The sequence below is a fragment of the Streptomyces longispororuber genome (assembly GCF_014656095.1).
Classification (GTDB): Bacteria; Actinomycetota; Actinomycetes; order Streptomycetales; family Streptomycetaceae; genus Streptomyces; species Streptomyces longispororuber.
Window position 1 is genome coordinate 18168 of the sequence record NZ_BNBT01000049.1, and the last position, 15849, is coordinate 34016.

Genomic DNA, 15849 nt, shown 5'->3' on the forward strand with positions numbered 1-15849 from the left:
GAGCGCCGCCCCGACGGTCAGCGGCACGGCCCCCGGCTGTTCCCGTGCCGGGCCGGGAGGTCGGGGTCGTCACGAACCGTACGACGGGGTTTCTCCGAGTCCCCGGCCCCGTTCACCAGCCGGGCCAGGTCGACGCGGGAGCGTATGCCCAGGGCCGCGAAGACGTTGCGCAGGTGGTGGTCGACGGTCCGCGGGCTCACGGACAACTGCTCGGCCACTTCGCGGTTGGTGGCGCCCGCGGCGACGCGGTGGGCGATGCGCTGCTGCTGTGCCGTCAGACCGGCGAGGGCGGCAGCGGATCCAGGGGCTGCCGCTCCCGCGGTGTCGCCCGCGGCGCGCAGCTCCGCGCCCGCCTGCTCGGCCCAGGCACGCGCGCCGCGGCTCTCGAAGCCGACGAGCGCGTTGCGCAGATGGGTTCTGGCCTCGCGAGGATGGCGGTGCCGACGCAGCCAGGTGCCGTACAGAAGGTCGGTGCGGGCCCGTTCGAAGTCGCCGTCGGCACGGTCGTGGTGGGCCAGGGCCAGGGCGTAGAGGTCGCCGGCCTCTTCGGGGCGGGCGAGGAGGGCGCGGCAGCGGGCGAGCTGGGCGGGGGCCTGCGGGTCGGCGGTGGCGGCGGTCCAGACGGTGAACCGGGACAGGGCCGCGCGCCCCCGGGCCGGTTCGCCGGTGCGCGCGACGGCCTCGATGTAGCAGGGCACGGCCAGCATCCGTACCGCGAAGTGGCCCTGCCGGGGGCCGGGGTGCACCAGCGGGTCCAGCCGGGCCGCCGCCTCGTGCACCCGCCCGAGCGCGAGGTCCGTGCGGGCGAGGGCCCAGGACGCCAGGGCCGCGGCCTGCGCGAGCCCGTGCGCGGCCGCGTGCGCGAGCGCCGTGGCGGCGTGTTCGGCACACGCGTCGGTGTCGCCCGAGACGGAGGCGGCGAGGGCCAGGACAGCGTGCAGATGGGCCGCGGTGTTGCGCTGCCCGGTCCGGTGCGCGGCCGACAGCCCCTGGTACGCGTGGGCGCTGGCCCTGGCGTGGTGCCCCGCGCGCAGTTCGCTGTAGGCGAGGTGTTCCAGGGCCTGCGGCACGAGCAGGGTCGTGCCGCGGGCGTGGGCGGCGGCCAGGGCGCGGGTGTTGGCGGTGTTCGCGGCCGCGACGTCGCCGACGACCAGGGCGGCCGCTCCCGTACGCAGCAGCAGCGCGGGGTCGGTGACGCCGTCCGCCTGGCCGATGCACCGGCGCAGCGCGGCCCGTCCTCGGCTCCAGCGGCCCGCCAGGAAGGCGCGCATCCCGGTGCGGTAGTCGCCGAGCGGACCGGGGTCGGGGTCGGGGGTGAGGGCGTCGCGGTAGGCGGCGGCGTCGCCCGTGGCCCAGGCCGCCTCGGCGGCGCCCAGGCGTGCCTCGGCTGCCGCGGCCGGGTCGTGGGGAGCCAGCAGGCGCGCGGCGGTGCGCAGGATCAGGCGGGCGTCGGCGCCCGGCCCGTCTCGCAGCGCCAGTGTGCCGTGCACCAGCTCGGCCCGGCCCCGTACTTCGTCCGCCGCGGGCAGTCGGCGGGCCCGGGCGACCAGGGCGCGGGCCGCGCGGGTGTCCCCGGCCAGCCGCGCCTGGTCGGCCGCGGCGGTGAGGCGTGCCGCCCGTGTGGTGCGGTCGGCGGTGAGTTCGGCGGAGCGGGCGAAGGCCGCGCTGCGCCGGCGGTGGCCGTGGTCGGGCTGTGCCGCCTCGGCGGCCAGCGCGTCGGCGAGGGCGGGGTCGGTGCCTTCGGTCGCGCGGGCGCGGTGCAGTGAGCGCAGGAGCCGGTGTGCCGCACCGTCGAGGACGTCGGCCAGGGCCGCGTGAGCGGCCCGGCGGCGGGCCGGTGGCGCGCCCGCGTACACGCAGCGGCGCAGCAGCGCGGAGACGAAGCGGACGCGGTCGCCGGTGCCCGAGAGGACCCCGGAGGCCTCGGCGGCCGGGAGGTCGGCGGGGTCCGTGTCCGCTCCGGCGGCGGCCGCGCGCAGCAGGACCTCCACCGGTACGTCGCCGCGCGGCTCGGTCTCCCCGGCCGCCGCGACGAGCAGCAGCAGCGCGCGCACGCCGTCCGGCAGGGCCCGTACGTACGCCGCGTGTGCCCGGCGGAGGACCTCCGCGGGGACCAGCGGGTACGGCAGCGGCGCCCGGCCCTCCAACTGGTCGGGGCAGAGCGCGGCGACGAGGTCGTGCAGGAGCCGGGGACTGCCCTCGGCCTCGGCGAGCAGTTCGGCGCGTACGACGGCATCGACGCCGGTGGGGGCCAGGTCGTCGAGCAGCGCGGCGGCGGCCTGGTCCGTGAGGGGTGCCGTCCACAGCAGCGGCAGGCCGCCGAGGGCGGGGTCGTCAGCGCGGTGGGCGGCGACCGTGAGCACGAGACCCACCGGGCACGGGGCGTCGAGGCGGCGGGCGGCGAAGCCGAGGGCGGCGCGCGACCACGGGTCCCACAGGTGTACGTCGTCGACGCATGCCAGCAGCGGCCCCCGCCGCGCCAGCGTGCGCAGCAGGCCGAGGAGGGCGGCGGGCGGCAGGCCGGAGCGCAGCACGTCGGTGGGCGGCTCCGCGGCGGCGCAGCAGAGCAGGGCGTGCAGCCCGCTGTACGGCAAGGACGCCTCCGGGGCGGCGGCGCGGGCGACAGGACCGTCGCCCCGCTGCCGGTGCCGGAACGGGCGGCGGAGGGAGCGCGGAAGGCATGGGCCGCCCGATCCAGCAGCGCGGTGCGCCCGAGGCCCGGCCGCCCCGCCAGCACGAGCGCGCCGCCGCGCCCGGCCCGCACCCGGTCCACCAGGCGGACGACGGCCGCGAGTTCCGTCTCCCGCCCGTGCAGCCGTGGCGGGAGTCCCACGGAGGCCGGTTCGGTCACGGCTGTCACGCTACTGCCGCGTGAACAGGGTGGGAACCCCTCGTTCCGCAACCCGTGGCGGCCGCGGAGGGCGGCCGCCACCGGTGTCGTGGACGTACGGTTACGAGGTGTGCGGGCAGTTGCCACGGTACTCGTCGATGGTCCGGCTCGGACGTGGCAGCGGGCAGAGGAACTGCTCGTACCTGGTGTCGTTGTCGATGAACCGCTTCAGCCACGAGACGCTGTACTTCGCGATGGTGGTGTCGGGGGCGTTGGGCGTGAAGTGGCCGGCGTCGTTCAGCTCCAGGTAGGCCCTGTCCAGCGTGGACGGCAGGCTCTCGTAGAAGGGCTGCGAGTGGGTCGCCACCGGCGCGATGGTGTCGCCGTCGGCCCCGATGAGCATGGTGGGCACGCGCACCTCGGACCACGTCTTGTCGAGGTTCCAGCCGGTGAGCGGGATCGCCGCCTGGAGTGACGGGCGGTCCTTCGCGGCTTCGAGGCTGCCGCCACCGCCCATGGAGTGGCCCATGACGCCCAGCCGGCCGCTGTCGACGCGGCTCCGCACGGAGTCGCGCCGGGTCAGGTGGTCCAGGGCGGCGAGGAGTTGGTCGCCCCGGCTCGCGGGCTGGTCGACGGTGGTGTGGGTGTCGATGGTGATGACCACGAAGCCCTGCGACGCCAGGCGCGGTCCGAGCCAGGCGACGCTCGACTGGAGCGCGGTGTAGCCGGGGGCTATCGCGACCGCGCCGAAGGTGCCTTCCGCGGTGCTCGTCGGGTAGTGGATCGTGCCGCCGCCGAAGCCCGTCGCCTCCAGGGCCGACACCGACTTCTCGGCGACCGCGTAGGGGCCCCGCGGTGCCTCGATGCTCGCTTCGGTGGGGTCGGGGCCGCGCTCGTACGGGTTGTCGGCGGCGTGCGCCGCCGCGGGCCGTGTCGCGGCGCCCGCGCCGGAGGTTCCGGCGGTGAGCAGGCCACAGACGCTGAGCACGGCGGCCGCTGCCGCCGTCACCGTACGGGCGCGGCGCCAGGGCCGGGGACGGCTACGACCGTTGTGCCGGACGGCGTCGGCAGTCGGGGCGGTGCGGGTGGGGTGGGCGGTGCGGGTGGGGCGATCTTCTCGGTCCGCGTGGGGGCGCACGGAGTCTCCTCCCGGGAGGCGGTGGGGCGGAACCGGCCCCGTCACCCCGGCCACGACAACGACGTGCCGGGGAGAGGCGTCGGTGGCTCCGCCCGTGATGAACGACGTCCCTCACTGTCGGGGCGCGCCCGCCTCCACGCATCGGCGAAATCACCGGTCTCGCGACGGCGCGGAGCTGACCTCGTCAGCAGGACTATGGTTCGCCGGTGTCGTACCTGAGGCTCGCCCGTGCCTGCCGCGATCCGGCCCGCGGGCTTGCAGACGGTGGTGAGGCGCTGCTCGCCCTCGGATCAGGCGGCCTGGGCGGGGTCACCGCCGAGGAGGAGGCGGCGGGGCGGGTGCACGGGCTGGCGGGCGTATGCGCTGTCCAAGCCGCGCTCGCCCTGGAGGTCGCCGAGCACCGGCGCTGCCCCTGAACACGGCCGCACTGAACAGGACGGTGAGGCAGGCGTGCGCCTGGACGACGCGCCTGGACTACGGCTCGTGGCTATCCCCTTTCTCGTGTGCTCGGTGAGCGCATCCTGGGCGCGTCGCACGGGTGGCTCGGGTGTACGGAGAACGACTGATTGCACCCGTCACGGCCGCTGCGGTTGTCTCCCGGTGAGGCCCTGGCACGGGGTTGGGGCTTGCGTCGTCTGGAGGGAACATGCACTTACGAAGACGAGCGGGGGCCCGGGGCACGGCGGTGTCCGCGGTGGCGGTGACGGCGGTGGCGGCACTCACCGGCGCGTCCTTCGCGGCGCCGGCCGAGCCCGGGCCGAAGCCGCGGATCGAGCGGGTGAGCGTCACTGCCGACGGGAAGCAGGGGCAGGGTGCTTCCACCCAGGCCGACCTCAGCGCCGACGGCAGCGTGGTCGTCTTCTCCTCCACGGCGAAGAACTTCGGCCCTCTCTCCCACGAGAAGAAGCCCGAGTTGTACGTCAAGGACCTGCGGAACGGGAAGCTGACCCAGGTGCACGCCCGGGACGCGGGGGCGCCGAAGGGCTCGTGGACGGGCGAGTCGTCACTCAGCGCGGACGGCAGCCGGCTGGCCTTCGCCGCCGTCAGTCAGGTCGACGGGGGCCAGGGCGTCAAGGGAGAGGTCGGCGAGGTCTACGTCCGCGACCTGCGCAGCGGTCGTACCGAGAAGGTGAACGTCGGTGTGCCCGAGGACTACCGGGTCGTCGGGCGGAAGCCGTCCATCAGCGCCGACGGCCGCCATGTGGCGTTCCTGGCCGACCACAGGCCGTGGTGGCCGGAGTACGGAGCCGGTACGACGCGCGTCTACGTACGCGACCTCAAGGAGGGGGTCACACAGCGGGTGAGCATCTACCCGCCGGACTACCGGCAGGCCGATAGCCCAGTCATCAGCGCGGACGGCGGCGTAGTGGCCTATGAGCTGCACTCCGGGGGCCACAGCGGACCGCCGTTCCGCGACCTCTACGTCACCGACCGCACGACCGGGCGGACCGAGAAGGTCGACGTCCCGCACCACGGACACTCGGCGAACGCTTCGAACGTCACCGACATCAGCCCCGACGGCAACAGCGTCGTCTTCCAGACGTGGGCGGACAACCTCGTCCCCGACGACACGAACGACGAGACGGACGTGTTCGTCCGCGACTGGCGGCAGAAGCGGACCTGGCGGCAGGAGGCAACGGCCTTAGGCGAAGCCGCGACCGGCGGCAGATTCAGCGCCGATGGCCGGCACCTCCTCTTCCATGACGGCTCGGACGTCAGTGTGCGGAACCTGCGCACGGGGAAGGTGCACACGGTGCTGAGGGGGCTGGCGGTGCTCGACAACTTCACTTCCGACGCCGACACCCGCCGACTCGTGTTCACCTCCTCCAGGAGCGATCTGGTGCCCGGTGACACGAACCAGGCATCGGACGTGTTCCTGCTGCGGCGGTAGGACGTCGCCGCGACCGCGCCGGGGCGTACGTCTCAGCACGTTCCGCCCCGGTGCGTACCGGACACCGCCCGCAGGCCGCAGTCACGTCCGGCAGTGCCGGAGCATCCCCTTCACGTCGAAGCCGCCCAGCTCGGGCGACGCGGCCCCCGGCCCGGTGGCGCGCAGTCCCGCGTGGGCGGCGGCCGCACGCAGGGCGAGCCGGCGATAGCGTGATCCCCGTGACGGCTGAAGGCGAGGCGCTGGGCGGCGGGATGGCGAACGCGGGGGCGGTCTTCCGCCGGGGGGAGTTGGTGGAGCGACCGGCACCGCGCAACGCGCGCGCCCTGCATGCCCATTTGCATGCGCTGAAGGAGCACGGCTTCGACGCGGCGCCGACCCCTGTCGGTCTCACCGGGGATGGCCGTGAGCAGTTGACGTTCATCCGTGGTGACGTGGCTCTGCCGCCGTTCCCGGACTGGGCGATGAGGAGTTCCGCCCTCACATCGGTAGGGAGCCTGCTGCGGCGTCTGCATGACACCAGCGCGGCCGTCGCGGTGGACCCCCGCGCCGAGTGGCCTTCCGACCTCGCCGACCCGGAGGGGGGAGGGATGGTGTGCCACAACGATGTGTGCCCGGAGAACGTCGTCTTCCGCGAGGGTCGCGCCGTGGCCCTGATCGATTTCGACTTGGCGGCTCCGGGCCGCGCTCTCTGGGACATCGCCATGACCGCCCGTTACTGGGTGCCCATGCTTGACCCCGAGTCGGCGGCCGCTCTCCACCCCCCGGGACTGGACGCGGCCGCGCGGCTGCGGATCCTGGCCGACGGCTACGGCCTCTCGGCGGAGGGCCGCGCCGAGTTGCCCGGCGTCATCGAGCAGGCCACGGAGGTCTGCCGGGCCTTCGTCGCCCGCCGCGTGGCCGAGGAAGACCCCGTCCAGCTCCAGGCGTGGGCCGAGCGGGGTGGATGGGAACGCTGGGACCGCGTGCAGACCTGGCTGGTGGACCACCGCAGGACGTTCACGGCTGCCCTGCGCAACTGACCGGCTGCGGGGCTGACGCCGGTCGTGTCCTGCTTGCACGGCGCTCGTTGGTGGGGTGACGGCTGCACGGCTTCCCCACGGGACGCGTACCGGTCGCCAGCTTCCCGTTGCTCTGACGTCCGTGAGCCGCCTCGGCTCTGCCCGAGGCTGGCCTCGGAGGACAGCGGGACATCGGTCGTTCGAACGGCGAACGTCCGTCCTTCAGGCCTCCTCTTCCCTGTCGCGACCCGGGCGGCCACTGCCCTCCCCGTCAGCCCGTCGCCCTACTCCCCGTAGCGATGATGTGATCATGCCATCGGTCAGGGCGTACAGGGTGCGGCAAAACGCCGCAAAGGGTCCCGGGCCCATGGGACCGCGGTCCTTTGCGGACACGCGTCACCGCGTTGCATCGCGCGAAAACTCCTTCGCTGAATGCTTATAGGGATAAGCACTCCCTTGGGCTACGGTTCGCCCGCGTTTCGTATGACACCGGCAAGCCGTGCTGTCATGCCACTGGCCTCGCGGGCACCGGGCCTCTGCCGGGAGAAGGCGGTCCGGTGCCCGTCGGGAGCCCCAATCGCCCCGTACTCGTCGCACCCAGCACGGGAAGGCAGGAATATGGGCAGACTCAGGTTCGCGACCGCCGCATCCGCCATGGCACTGGCGGCAACGGGGGTGCTCGTGGCCGCCGCGGGCACGGCTCACGCCGAGGCGGGCTACAACAACATCGGCATGTACAAGCAGGAGAAGACCCAGTGGTGCTGGGTCGCCTCCGGGCTGACGATCGCCAAGTTCCACGGCCACGGCAGCACGCAGACGGACTTCTGCAACCGCGCCCAGCCCTACTACGGCTGCAACAACCAGCCCGCCACCCTGGAGGACATGGCCAGGGCCTGGGGCAGCCTCGGCATGACCCGCACGGGCTCGGGCCTCGCCAGCGCCGCCACGTTCAGCCAGGTCACCTCCGAGGTCAAGGCCGGGCGCCCGCTGGGGGCCCGCATCGGCTGGACGTCCGGCGGCGGCCACATGAACGTCGTCTACGGCTTCGACACGTCGAACACCACCATCGGCGTCGCCGACCCGTGGCCGGACACCACGACGTACACGTGGTGGAACTACAGCGACTACGTGAGCAACAGCTCCCACAAGTGGACCCACGCCCGGATCGGCATCTCCAACTGAGGCAGGCGACATGCGCGCAACAAGAACGTCCAGCCGGCGGTTGGCTTCTCGTGGACGCCGCCTCTCCATCGCCCTCGCACTGAGCGCGTCCGCACTCCTGACCGTCACCGGCCCGGCCGCCGCCAAGGACCCGCTCCCGGCGGACATCCCGGACTACCAGGCCGCACTCGACGCGGTGAAGTCGACCACGGTGCGCAACGCCGTCTGCCGGTTCCTCAGCGTCCCGGTCCCCACGGGCAACAACGGCGGCACCCCCTCGTCGCAGCCGATCCCCGACAAGGCCGACCCCTGCGAGGGCCTGCCGGCCTTCACCGTCAAGGACCCCGTGGCGCTGAACGAGGTCACACCGGGCTTCGCCGCGGGCACGGCCCGGCCGATCGCCACCAAGGCGGTCAAGCTCACCCTCCTGGTGGCCGCGCTGAACGCCCCCGTCAACGGGCGCAACGCCACCGTGATGCTCGCGCCCACCCAAGGCGGCGGCTGGCACCTGGCCGCCGTGCGCGAGGGCGACGAGGACGCCGCCCAGGCGAGCAAGGCCACCGTGGGGACGCTGGTGTTCACCGAGCCACAGATCCGCGGCTGGTACCGGCTGAAACTCACCACCGTCGAACCGCTCAACGACGCCGCCCGGCAGGGCCTCGACGGGCGGCCGTCGGTGTCGCTCAGCGAATACCAGAACCTGGTCAAGGCCCGCACCGCGGACAGGCTGCCCGGCTCGGAGTTCGACACCAAGGGCTTCTCCAGCGGCTCCGGGCCCGAGCAGCAGGCCGGGCGGTCCACGTCCACGACTCCACTGATCATCGGCGGATCGGGCGCCGCGCTCGCCCTCGCCGGCGGCACCCTCCTCATCCGCCGCAGGCGCGCCACATCACACTGACCGCACCGGCGCCCCCCTCGCCCCGGGTCCCGGCCCTACGCCGGGCCCCGGGGCGAAACCCGTTCCAGGCGGGGGCACCCACAGCCAAGACGGCGGCGCCGCTTCCGGGCAGCTCCCGTACCGCGCAGCCGCACACTGCCGCGGCGCACCCGCCATCGGAGCGGGCCTGGCGGGGTGGCGTGGACGATGCCGTGCCACGGTGCGTCCCGCCGGACCAGAGCGGCCGCCGCCACACCCCTGCGCCTGCGCCTGGCAGGGCATCCGGTACCGGGTGCCCGGGTATTGGGCGGCGCGCCGGTGGAAGGCCAGGGCCGGGACCGTCTCCGGGCGTTGCCGCACCCTCTGCGCGTGGCGGGTGCTCTGCCTGAAGGACATCGTCGTACGGCGTCCACAGCCACTCCAGGACGACGGTCGACCGGCGGCGCACCTGGCTGGATTCAACGCCCCGGGCAGGTCGGCGGTCCTCCCGCCCCCGACCACCACGACGTCCCAGGCATGTTCACCATCGCGTAGCAACGAGAACTCGCTCATGCCGTCAGCGTGCGACGACAGCACGGACGTCGCAAAGGTTCATGCTGTCCTGGCAAGAATGACCCGGCATACCATCGCGGACGTGGCCCGATCGATCCCGACGGCAATCGCACCACACCGACCATCTTGCCGGTTCAGCAAGAAGATTCGCTGCCTGAGGGCCCGTGTGTGCACGTTGCGTTCAGTCGGTTCTGGTCCACCGCCGAAAGCCGGTATCCCCGAGGCCTCGGTCGCGTTCCCGCGTTCGTCGGGAATACCTCCGGCCCGGAGCGGCATGTCGGTAGTCGAATCCGTGAGGAGCAGCAGATGGAAAATCGCCACGTCGTGATCATTCCGATCGAGATCGACGAGGAGAAGGAGGCCTCTTATCTCGCCGCATGGCAGGATGCCGCGGAGGTGATGGCGGCCCAGCCCGGTTTCCTTCGGACGTACATGTTCCGCACCATCGTTCCGGGGAGCAGATTCCCTCTCGTCAACGTGGCGGAATGGGAGTCCACCGGTCATTGGGAAGATGCGATGAAGGTTTGCCCGATGATGGGACAGCAGATAGCCGTCGTCCATGCCTCGAACTACGAGGCGATCCGGACGGTCCTGCCCGCACGGGGCTCGAGTGCGGACGACGGCCGCACGCCCGCCGAGTTGCCTCCTGCCGAGGCGCATCGCCGCGCCGAGGACGGAGAACTCACTTTGGTCGACGTCCGCGAAGACGACGAATGGGCAGCTCGTCACCCGGCCGGTGCCGTCCACGCCGCCCTCAGCACATTGCCGGCGTCGCTGTCGCATCTCCCTGACGGCCCACTGGCCTTCGTCTGCCGCACAGGCGACCGCAGCATCCAAGGCGGCGTGCAGGCGATCCGAGCAGGCCGATCCTCCGTCTACAGCGTGGCGGGTGGCCTCGATGCGTGGGAAGCGGCGGGGCTGCCGGTCGTCCTGCCCGGCCAATAGGGCAGTTCGAGACCGCCCTGGTCCATGTACGCCGAGCGCCATCCCCAGCGGCCGCGCGATGGTCCTGGACAGCGTCGTGGACCACAGCCGCAAGGCACCGGCCTTCCTCGCAGGCACCGCCCGGGCGCAGGAAGGGACCTTCCGCGCGGCCGCCCGCTGGTGCGCGCGCCGCAAGTCCTGCACGCTGCACGGCCACGAGCGCCGCCCGCGCGTGTAGACACCCGCACCGGATGTCCGGCGCGGGTGGCGCGCGGGTGCGGACCAGCTAGCGGCACGGTGCGTTGAGGGCCACCGCTGCTCTGGGCGGGGCCGGCCAGCGTCTCCATGTATCGCCAGTCCACCGTTCACCCTTTCTTGATCGTACGATCCAGATAGAGGTACGGTGAAACCATGGCGAGAACCCGGGAGTTCGACACCGAAGCGGCAGTCAGCCGCGCGATGGAACTGTTCTGGACGCGCGGCTACGAGGCGACCTCGGTGCGCGATCTGACCCAGCACCTGGGGATCGGACAGGGCTCCTTGTACGCGGCGTTCGGCGACAAGGACGGTCTGTACAGGGCCGCGCTGGAGCACTACCGCACCACCCTCGCCACGGCCGCCCTGCGCGACCTGGAGGAGGGGACGGACGCCCGCGCGGCGATCCGTACGCTGCTCACGGAGCGCATCCGCATCGCCGTCGGACACGGCGGCCAAGGCTGCCTGGCCGTCAACGCCGTCTGCGAGCGGCTGCCTCAAGACGCGGCGACCCGCCGCACCGTGCGCGACATGCAGGACGCGAGCCGCGAGGCGTTGACCGAGGTGCTGCAGGCCGCCATGGAGCGAGGCGAGATCACGACACGGCACGCCCCGCACACACTCGCCGCGTTCCTGGTCACCTTCCTCAACGGGCTACTGGTCTCCTCGAAGATCACGCCAGACGCCTCCACGCTCGAACCCCTCGTGGACGTCGCGCTGACCGCTCTCGACTGAGGGGTCAGCGGTCCCGGCCAGGCATTTCCCCTACCTCGGATCCGTAACGCCCGATCAAGAAAATGGCCCCACGGACAGGAAGCACCCACGTCATGATGTACGACCACACCGCGACGCCCCTGCGCACCGGCCGTGCCGCCGTCAACGGAACGAGTCTGCACTACCGGACGGCCGGGTCCGGCCCCGCCGCGGTGCTGCTCCACGGCGTCCCCAAGACCAGCTATCACTGGCGTCACCTCGTCCCGAAGCTGACGCCCCATTACACCGTCGTCGTACCCGACCTCCGCGGCCTCGGCGACTCCGCCCGCCCTGCTGACGGCTACGACTGCGCGACGATGAGCGACGACATCGCCGAGCTGATGACCCACCTCGGACACGAGAGGTACGCCGTGATCGGCGAGGACTGGGGAGCCGTGATCGGTTACCAGCTCGCCGCCCGCCACCGCGACCACGTCACCGCCCTCGTGTTCGCCGAGGCCCTGTTCCCCGGCCTCGGCTTCGAGGACCACACCGCCCTCACCCCCGAGAACGTCGGCAGCGGCATGCACCTGTGGCATCTGGGCTTCTACTTCCAGCCGGACGTACCCGAGATGCTGATCGCCGGGCACGAGCGCGAACTGATCACCTACATGATCAAGACCGAGCGCAGCCACCCCGACACCGCCACCCCCGACGCGGTCGACGAATACGTGCGCTGCTATTCCATGCCCGGCGGCATCCGCGCGATGCTCTCGATATACCGGGCGATGCTCGTCGACGCCGAACAGAACCGGCAGGCCGCACAGAAAAAGCTGGACATCCCGGTGCTGACGCTCGGTGGTTCGGCCTTCATCGACGACCGCAACGAGTCACAGATGCGGCTCATGGCCCACGACGTCACCGGGCACGTTTTCGACGCCGGACACGACCTCGCCGAGGAAGTGCCCGACGAGATGGCCGACGTGATTTTGCCCTTCCTGGCCGGGAACTCGTAGACGGGCCCGACTGCGATGCCGGCCGTCCGACGCGGACGGGCCCTGCTGCGGTTGAGGGACTTCGAGAGTCGGGACCGCCTGCCATGCCGAACGCGACGTCGTCAAGGACCCCGCGGCGCTCGACCTGCCCACCTACGAGCAGTACCGCAGCAGCTCGATCGGGGAGTGCTGCTTCCCCCTCCTCGAATTCGGCCTCGGCGTCGATCTGAGCGACCGCCTGGCCGAACTGCCCGAACTGCGACGCCTCAACGCACTGGTGGGCCGGCACTGGATCGGCGTCAACGACATCTTCTCCTACCGCAAAGAGCTCTACAGCGGCGACACCATGAACGAGATCCAGCTCGCCCTCGCCGAAAACGGCGGCGACCTCCAGGCGGCCGTCGACCGCGTCGCCGCCACCGTCCACCGCGTGGAAGCCGACTTCGACCACCTCACCGCCCAGCTACGCGCCGGACCGGCAGCGCTGGACAGCGACCTCGGCGTCTACCTGGACGCACTGGAAGCGATGATCGCCGGGAACCTCGAATGGTCCTACCTCACCCCCCGCTACAACGGCCGCGGCCACACCTGGAACGGTCTGACCGACGCCACCGTCCTCCTCACCCCCCACCACACCCTCTACCTGCCCCATGAGCACGCTTCCGCCCGCACACCACGCGACGCGCCCGCTCACGCCGGGCCGCAGCGAGGGCAGGGTGCGAGCTGCGAGGCGTACCCCTGAACATGCTGCTGCAGCAGCCCATGAAGTCGACGGGGGTGCCCCAGGTCGTCATCTGCGGAGGGGGCTGCTGTTCCGCAGGGTCCTACCGTCGTTGACGCGTGGGAAAACACCCTCGCGGCGTACGCCGTGGTGTCCTGCTCTGGGGAGGTCCTGCAGAGGGACCGAGACGGTTGTGAACGTGCCGTCGGCCGGAGATGTGGGCGTGGTGGCCCTGGGCTGCCGGCCGGGGTCGAGGTGCGGACGCGGTGGCCGGATCAGTGCCCGGTCGTGGGCGTGTCCGTGAGTGCCTTCTCCACGGTGTCGGCCGCGGCTGCGGCTCCACCGGCGCCACTGATGTCCCGGCGGAGCCTGGTCACCGCAGTGGCGATCTGCGGGTCGTCCATGACCGTCTGGACCGCGTTGCGCAGGGTCTCGGCGGTGGCGTGGTCCCGTGGAAGGTGGCGCCCGACGCCGCCCCCGGAAGCGCACCCCCAAAAGCCCTGTGAACGGTCTTGGAAACGAAGGCGGCGAGGGAGCTCAGCCGCCGAGGAGTACGGCCAGCAGCCGCTGGGTGGTCACCGCGGTGTCGGGGGTGGGTGCGGGGCTGCGGGTCATCAGCAGGTGATGGGTCGTGCCGACGAGCGCGAGCGCGATGGCGGCGGTGTCGCTGCCAGCGGGGATCCGGCCGGCGTCCTGTTCCGCCTGGAGGTAGGCGGTGACGGCGTGCTGGATCGCGTCGAACGCGGGTGCGCCGGACTCAAAGCCCTCGCGGGTGTGCGACGCGGCCGCGGGACGGGTCATCGCCAGGCCCACCACCGCAGGCGGCAGGGAGTCCAGCAGGGCTTCGATGACCTCCTGGAGGTTCTCGGCGACCGTGGCCTGCCCCACCTTGGCCCTGAGGGCCTCGGCCTGGCGTGCGCTGCGCGCGAAGCGGTCCAGGACCAGTTCGGCGACGAACTCGTCCAGGCCGGCGAAGTGGGTGTGCAGGACCCCCTTGGCGCAGTCGGCCTCCGCGGTGACCGCGCGGCTGGTCAGGGCCGCGGCCCCGTCCCGGGCCACCACCCGTTCCGCGGCCGCGAACAGCCGCTCCCGCAGGTCTGGAATGGCCACTCCACGAGGTGACACAACAGCCCCTTCCCTTCGACGTATTGCAAGTATGGGCGTTCGCCCATACTATTTGGGCGCTTGCCCATACTAGGGCCGGGGCGCCCCGTCGCGCCCCGGCGGGAGGGAGTTCACCCATGGGGCACTTCGCCAACACCGCACAGGCCGAGGCGTGGAACGGCTACGAAGGCGCGCAGTGGGCCCGCAGCCAGGAACGCTGGGACGCCGTCAACGACGGCTTCAACCAGCCCCTGCTGGACGCCGCAGCCATCTCCACAACCCACACCGTGCTGGACGTCGGCTGCGGAGCCGGCCGCACCACCCGCCTCGCCGCCAAGCGCGCCGCACGCGGCCACGCGCTCGGCCTGGACCTGTCGGGACCGATGCTGAGCAGGGCGCGCGAGAGCGCCGCACGCGAAGGGATTCCGAACGTGGCCTTCGTGCAGGGCGACGCGCAGGTCCACCCGCTGGACGCCGAAGCGTTCGATGCGGTCATCAGCCGGTACGGCATGACCTTCTTCACCGACCCGGTCGCCGCGTTCGCCAACCTCCACCGCGCGCTGCGCCCCGGCGGCCGGCTGGCCTTCATCTGCGCGGCTGAGGCCGAGGCCAACGAGTGGCTCGCCGCGCTGGCCTCCCTCAAGCACATCCTGCCGCTCGGCGGCTTCGGGAAGGCCGGCGGCCCCGGCATGTTCTCGCTCACCGATCCCGGCCGCATCCGCGACCTGCTCGTCGCGGGCGGGTTCGTCGGGGTGGACGTGCGGCGTGTCGAGGCGGCGGGCAAGTGGGGCGCCGACGCAAAGGACGCCGCCGAATTCCTCCTGGACTCCGGACCCGGACGTCACCTCCTCGACCAGGTGACCCCGTCCGCGCAGGACGCCGCGCGCCAGGCGCTGACGGCCGCCCTACAGCACCACGAGGCGGACGGCGGGGTGTGGCTGCGCAGCAGCTCCTGGCTGGTCACCGCCGAACGAGACAAGGCCGCACACGGCTGAGCCCCACCACCCGCCACGCAACCCGATGAACCCGCACTCACGGCAGCCCACACCCGCCGCCGAGCGTGCGGGTTCATGCTGTACTGCACCCCGAAATCCGCGAACCCGTCCGTTTCAAGGTGCACACAGACGAAGGTCATCGAACCAGCCGCGTCGTCGCTGACGGTGTACGCCCGGCAGTCGTCTGCTTCGCACGCACCGGGCGCCGCCGGGCACCGGCTGCCGTCATGCACCCGGCGACGGTGGAGGATGTCCACGCTCCACTCTTCCAGTGCATCCGCATGGAGCATCACTCAGCATGCCAGCGTAGCCAATGCGCAGGTGCAGCTCGGAGGGGTTGCCGGGGAACGGCAAGGGCTCGGTCACCGCGGCAGCCTATGCACACGGAGGGACGAAGCTGCGATCGGCCTAGGCGGTCCCCTCAAATGATCTTGACTAATGGATCATGGTCAGGTGATACGTCGACATGAGCTGTCGGATGCCGAGTGGGAGTTCGTCCAGCCGCTGCTGCCCGAGTCGTTGCGGGGCAGGAAGTCGCTCCGGCATCCATCCCAGCCAGCGCGGACACTCCGGCTGCTTTCGAGAGGCCGTGGGCGACCCCAGGGCCTCTTGGTCCCGCGCGAGCATGGAACTCACGCTCGCCCTCCAGGCCAAGTACCGATCACCTACTAGCCCGCCGGCCAGGCCAGGCCAGCACGAGCCGGCCTTGATCGCG

At 72.1% G+C, this 15849-nt stretch carries 14 protein-coding genes; 11 read left to right on the plus strand and 3 right to left on the minus strand.

The window, feature by feature from the left end:
• Positions 1 to 17: 17 nt before the first annotated feature.
• Both IE330_RS17425 and bdeA read right to left on the minus strand, forming a co-directional pair.
• Positions 18 to 2594, minus strand: a complete 2577-nt coding sequence (locus IE330_RS17425; RefSeq protein ID WP_229925714.1) for a helix-turn-helix domain-containing protein — start codon at positions 2592 to 2594, stop codon at positions 18 to 20.
• Between the two features lie 357 nt (positions 2595 to 2951).
• Positions 2952 to 3839, minus strand: a complete 888-nt coding sequence (bdeA, locus tag IE330_RS17430; protein WP_190136982.1) for a bis(hydroxyethyl) terephthalate hydrolase — start codon at positions 3837 to 3839, stop codon at positions 2952 to 2954.
• A 335-nt stretch (positions 3840 to 4174) separates the two neighbouring features.
• Here bdeA and IE330_RS17435 point away from each other — a divergent pair, with 335 nt between their 5' ends.
• The 10 genes from IE330_RS17435 (at position 4175) to IE330_RS17480 (ending at position 13056) form a co-directional block, all read left to right on the plus strand.
• A complete protein-coding gene (locus tag IE330_RS17435; RefSeq protein ID WP_190136951.1) occupies positions 4175 to 4384 on the plus strand; it encodes a hypothetical protein in 210 nt (69 codons plus the stop codon).
• Between the two features lie 230 nt (positions 4385 to 4614).
• Complete coding sequence (locus IE330_RS17440) at positions 4615 to 5859, plus strand: TolB family protein (RefSeq protein ID WP_190136952.1); 1245 nt, start codon at positions 4615 to 4617, stop codon at positions 5857 to 5859.
• A gap of 218 nt (positions 5860 to 6077) precedes the next feature.
• Entirely contained in the window at positions 6078 to 6878 is an 801-nt protein-coding gene (locus IE330_RS17445) for an aminoglycoside phosphotransferase family protein (RefSeq protein WP_373314670.1), read from the plus strand.
• 597 nt (positions 6879 to 7475) lie between these two features.
• The gene (locus tag IE330_RS17450; protein ID WP_190136953.1) at positions 7476 to 8039 is read left to right on the plus strand and encodes a papain-like cysteine protease family protein; all 564 of its coding nucleotides are present in this window, start codon (positions 7476 to 7478) and stop codon (positions 8037 to 8039) included.
• 40 nt (positions 8040 to 8079) lie between these two features.
• Positions 8080 to 8916, plus strand: coding sequence for a hypothetical protein (locus tag IE330_RS17455; RefSeq protein WP_229925716.1), 837 nt, complete (start codon positions 8080 to 8082; stop codon positions 8914 to 8916).
• 837 nt (positions 8917 to 9753) lie between these two features.
• Complete coding sequence (locus IE330_RS17460; protein WP_190136955.1) at positions 9754 to 10392, plus strand: rhodanese-like domain-containing protein; 639 nt, start codon at positions 9754 to 9756, stop codon at positions 10390 to 10392.
• A 58-nt stretch (positions 10393 to 10450) separates the two neighbouring features.
• Complete coding sequence (locus tag IE330_RS17465) at positions 10451 to 10609, plus strand: hypothetical protein (protein WP_190136956.1); 159 nt, start codon at positions 10451 to 10453, stop codon at positions 10607 to 10609.
• Between the two features lie 173 nt (positions 10610 to 10782).
• Positions 10783 to 11361: a TetR/AcrR family transcriptional regulator gene (locus IE330_RS17470; protein WP_190136957.1), complete on the plus strand. Its 579-nt coding sequence runs from the start codon at positions 10783 to 10785 to the stop codon at positions 11359 to 11361.
• Positions 11362 to 11453: 92 nt separating this feature from the next.
• Positions 11454 to 12335 (plus strand): alpha/beta fold hydrolase, encoded by an 882-nt coding sequence (locus tag IE330_RS17475; RefSeq protein ID WP_190136958.1) that lies wholly within the window; start codon positions 11454 to 11456, stop codon positions 12333 to 12335.
• Between the two features lie 124 nt (positions 12336 to 12459).
• Complete coding sequence (locus tag IE330_RS17480; protein ID WP_373314673.1) at positions 12460 to 13056, plus strand: terpene synthase family protein; 597 nt, start codon at positions 12460 to 12462, stop codon at positions 13054 to 13056.
• Between the two features lie 516 nt (positions 13057 to 13572).
• Here IE330_RS17480 and IE330_RS17485 read toward each other — a convergent pair.
• Complete coding sequence (locus IE330_RS17485) at positions 13573 to 14160, minus strand: TetR family transcriptional regulator (RefSeq protein WP_190136960.1); 588 nt, start codon at positions 14158 to 14160, stop codon at positions 13573 to 13575.
• 116 nt (positions 14161 to 14276) lie between these two features.
• Between IE330_RS17485 and IE330_RS17490 the strand changes: the two genes are divergently transcribed.
• Entirely contained in the window at positions 14277 to 15134 is an 858-nt protein-coding gene (locus IE330_RS17490) for a class I SAM-dependent methyltransferase (RefSeq protein WP_190136961.1), read from the plus strand.
• Positions 15135 to 15849 lie beyond the last annotated feature (715 nt).

What these genes read in the sequence shown, in the direction of transcription:
- IE330_RS17440 (WP_190136952.1), top strand. Translation starts at nt 4,615, where the DNA reads ATGCACTTACGAAGACGAGCGGGGGCCCGGGGCACGGCGGTGTCCGCG.
- IE330_RS17450 (WP_190136953.1), top strand. Translation starts at nt 7,476, where the DNA reads ATGGGCAGACTCAGGTTCGCGACCGCCGCATCCGCCATGGCACTGGCG.
- IE330_RS17460 (WP_190136955.1), top strand. Translation starts at nt 9,754, where the DNA reads ATGGAAAATCGCCACGTCGTGATCATTCCGATCGAGATCGACGAGGAG.
- IE330_RS17465 (WP_190136956.1), top strand. Translation starts at nt 10,451, where the DNA reads ATGGTCCTGGACAGCGTCGTGGACCACAGCCGCAAGGCACCGGCCTTC.
- IE330_RS17470 (WP_190136957.1), top strand. Translation starts at nt 10,783, where the DNA reads ATGGCGAGAACCCGGGAGTTCGACACCGAAGCGGCAGTCAGCCGCGCG.
- IE330_RS17475 (WP_190136958.1), top strand. Translation starts at nt 11,454, where the DNA reads ATGATGTACGACCACACCGCGACGCCCCTGCGCACCGGCCGTGCCGCC.
- IE330_RS17490 (WP_190136961.1), top strand. Translation starts at nt 14,277, where the DNA reads ATGGGGCACTTCGCCAACACCGCACAGGCCGAGGCGTGGAACGGCTAC.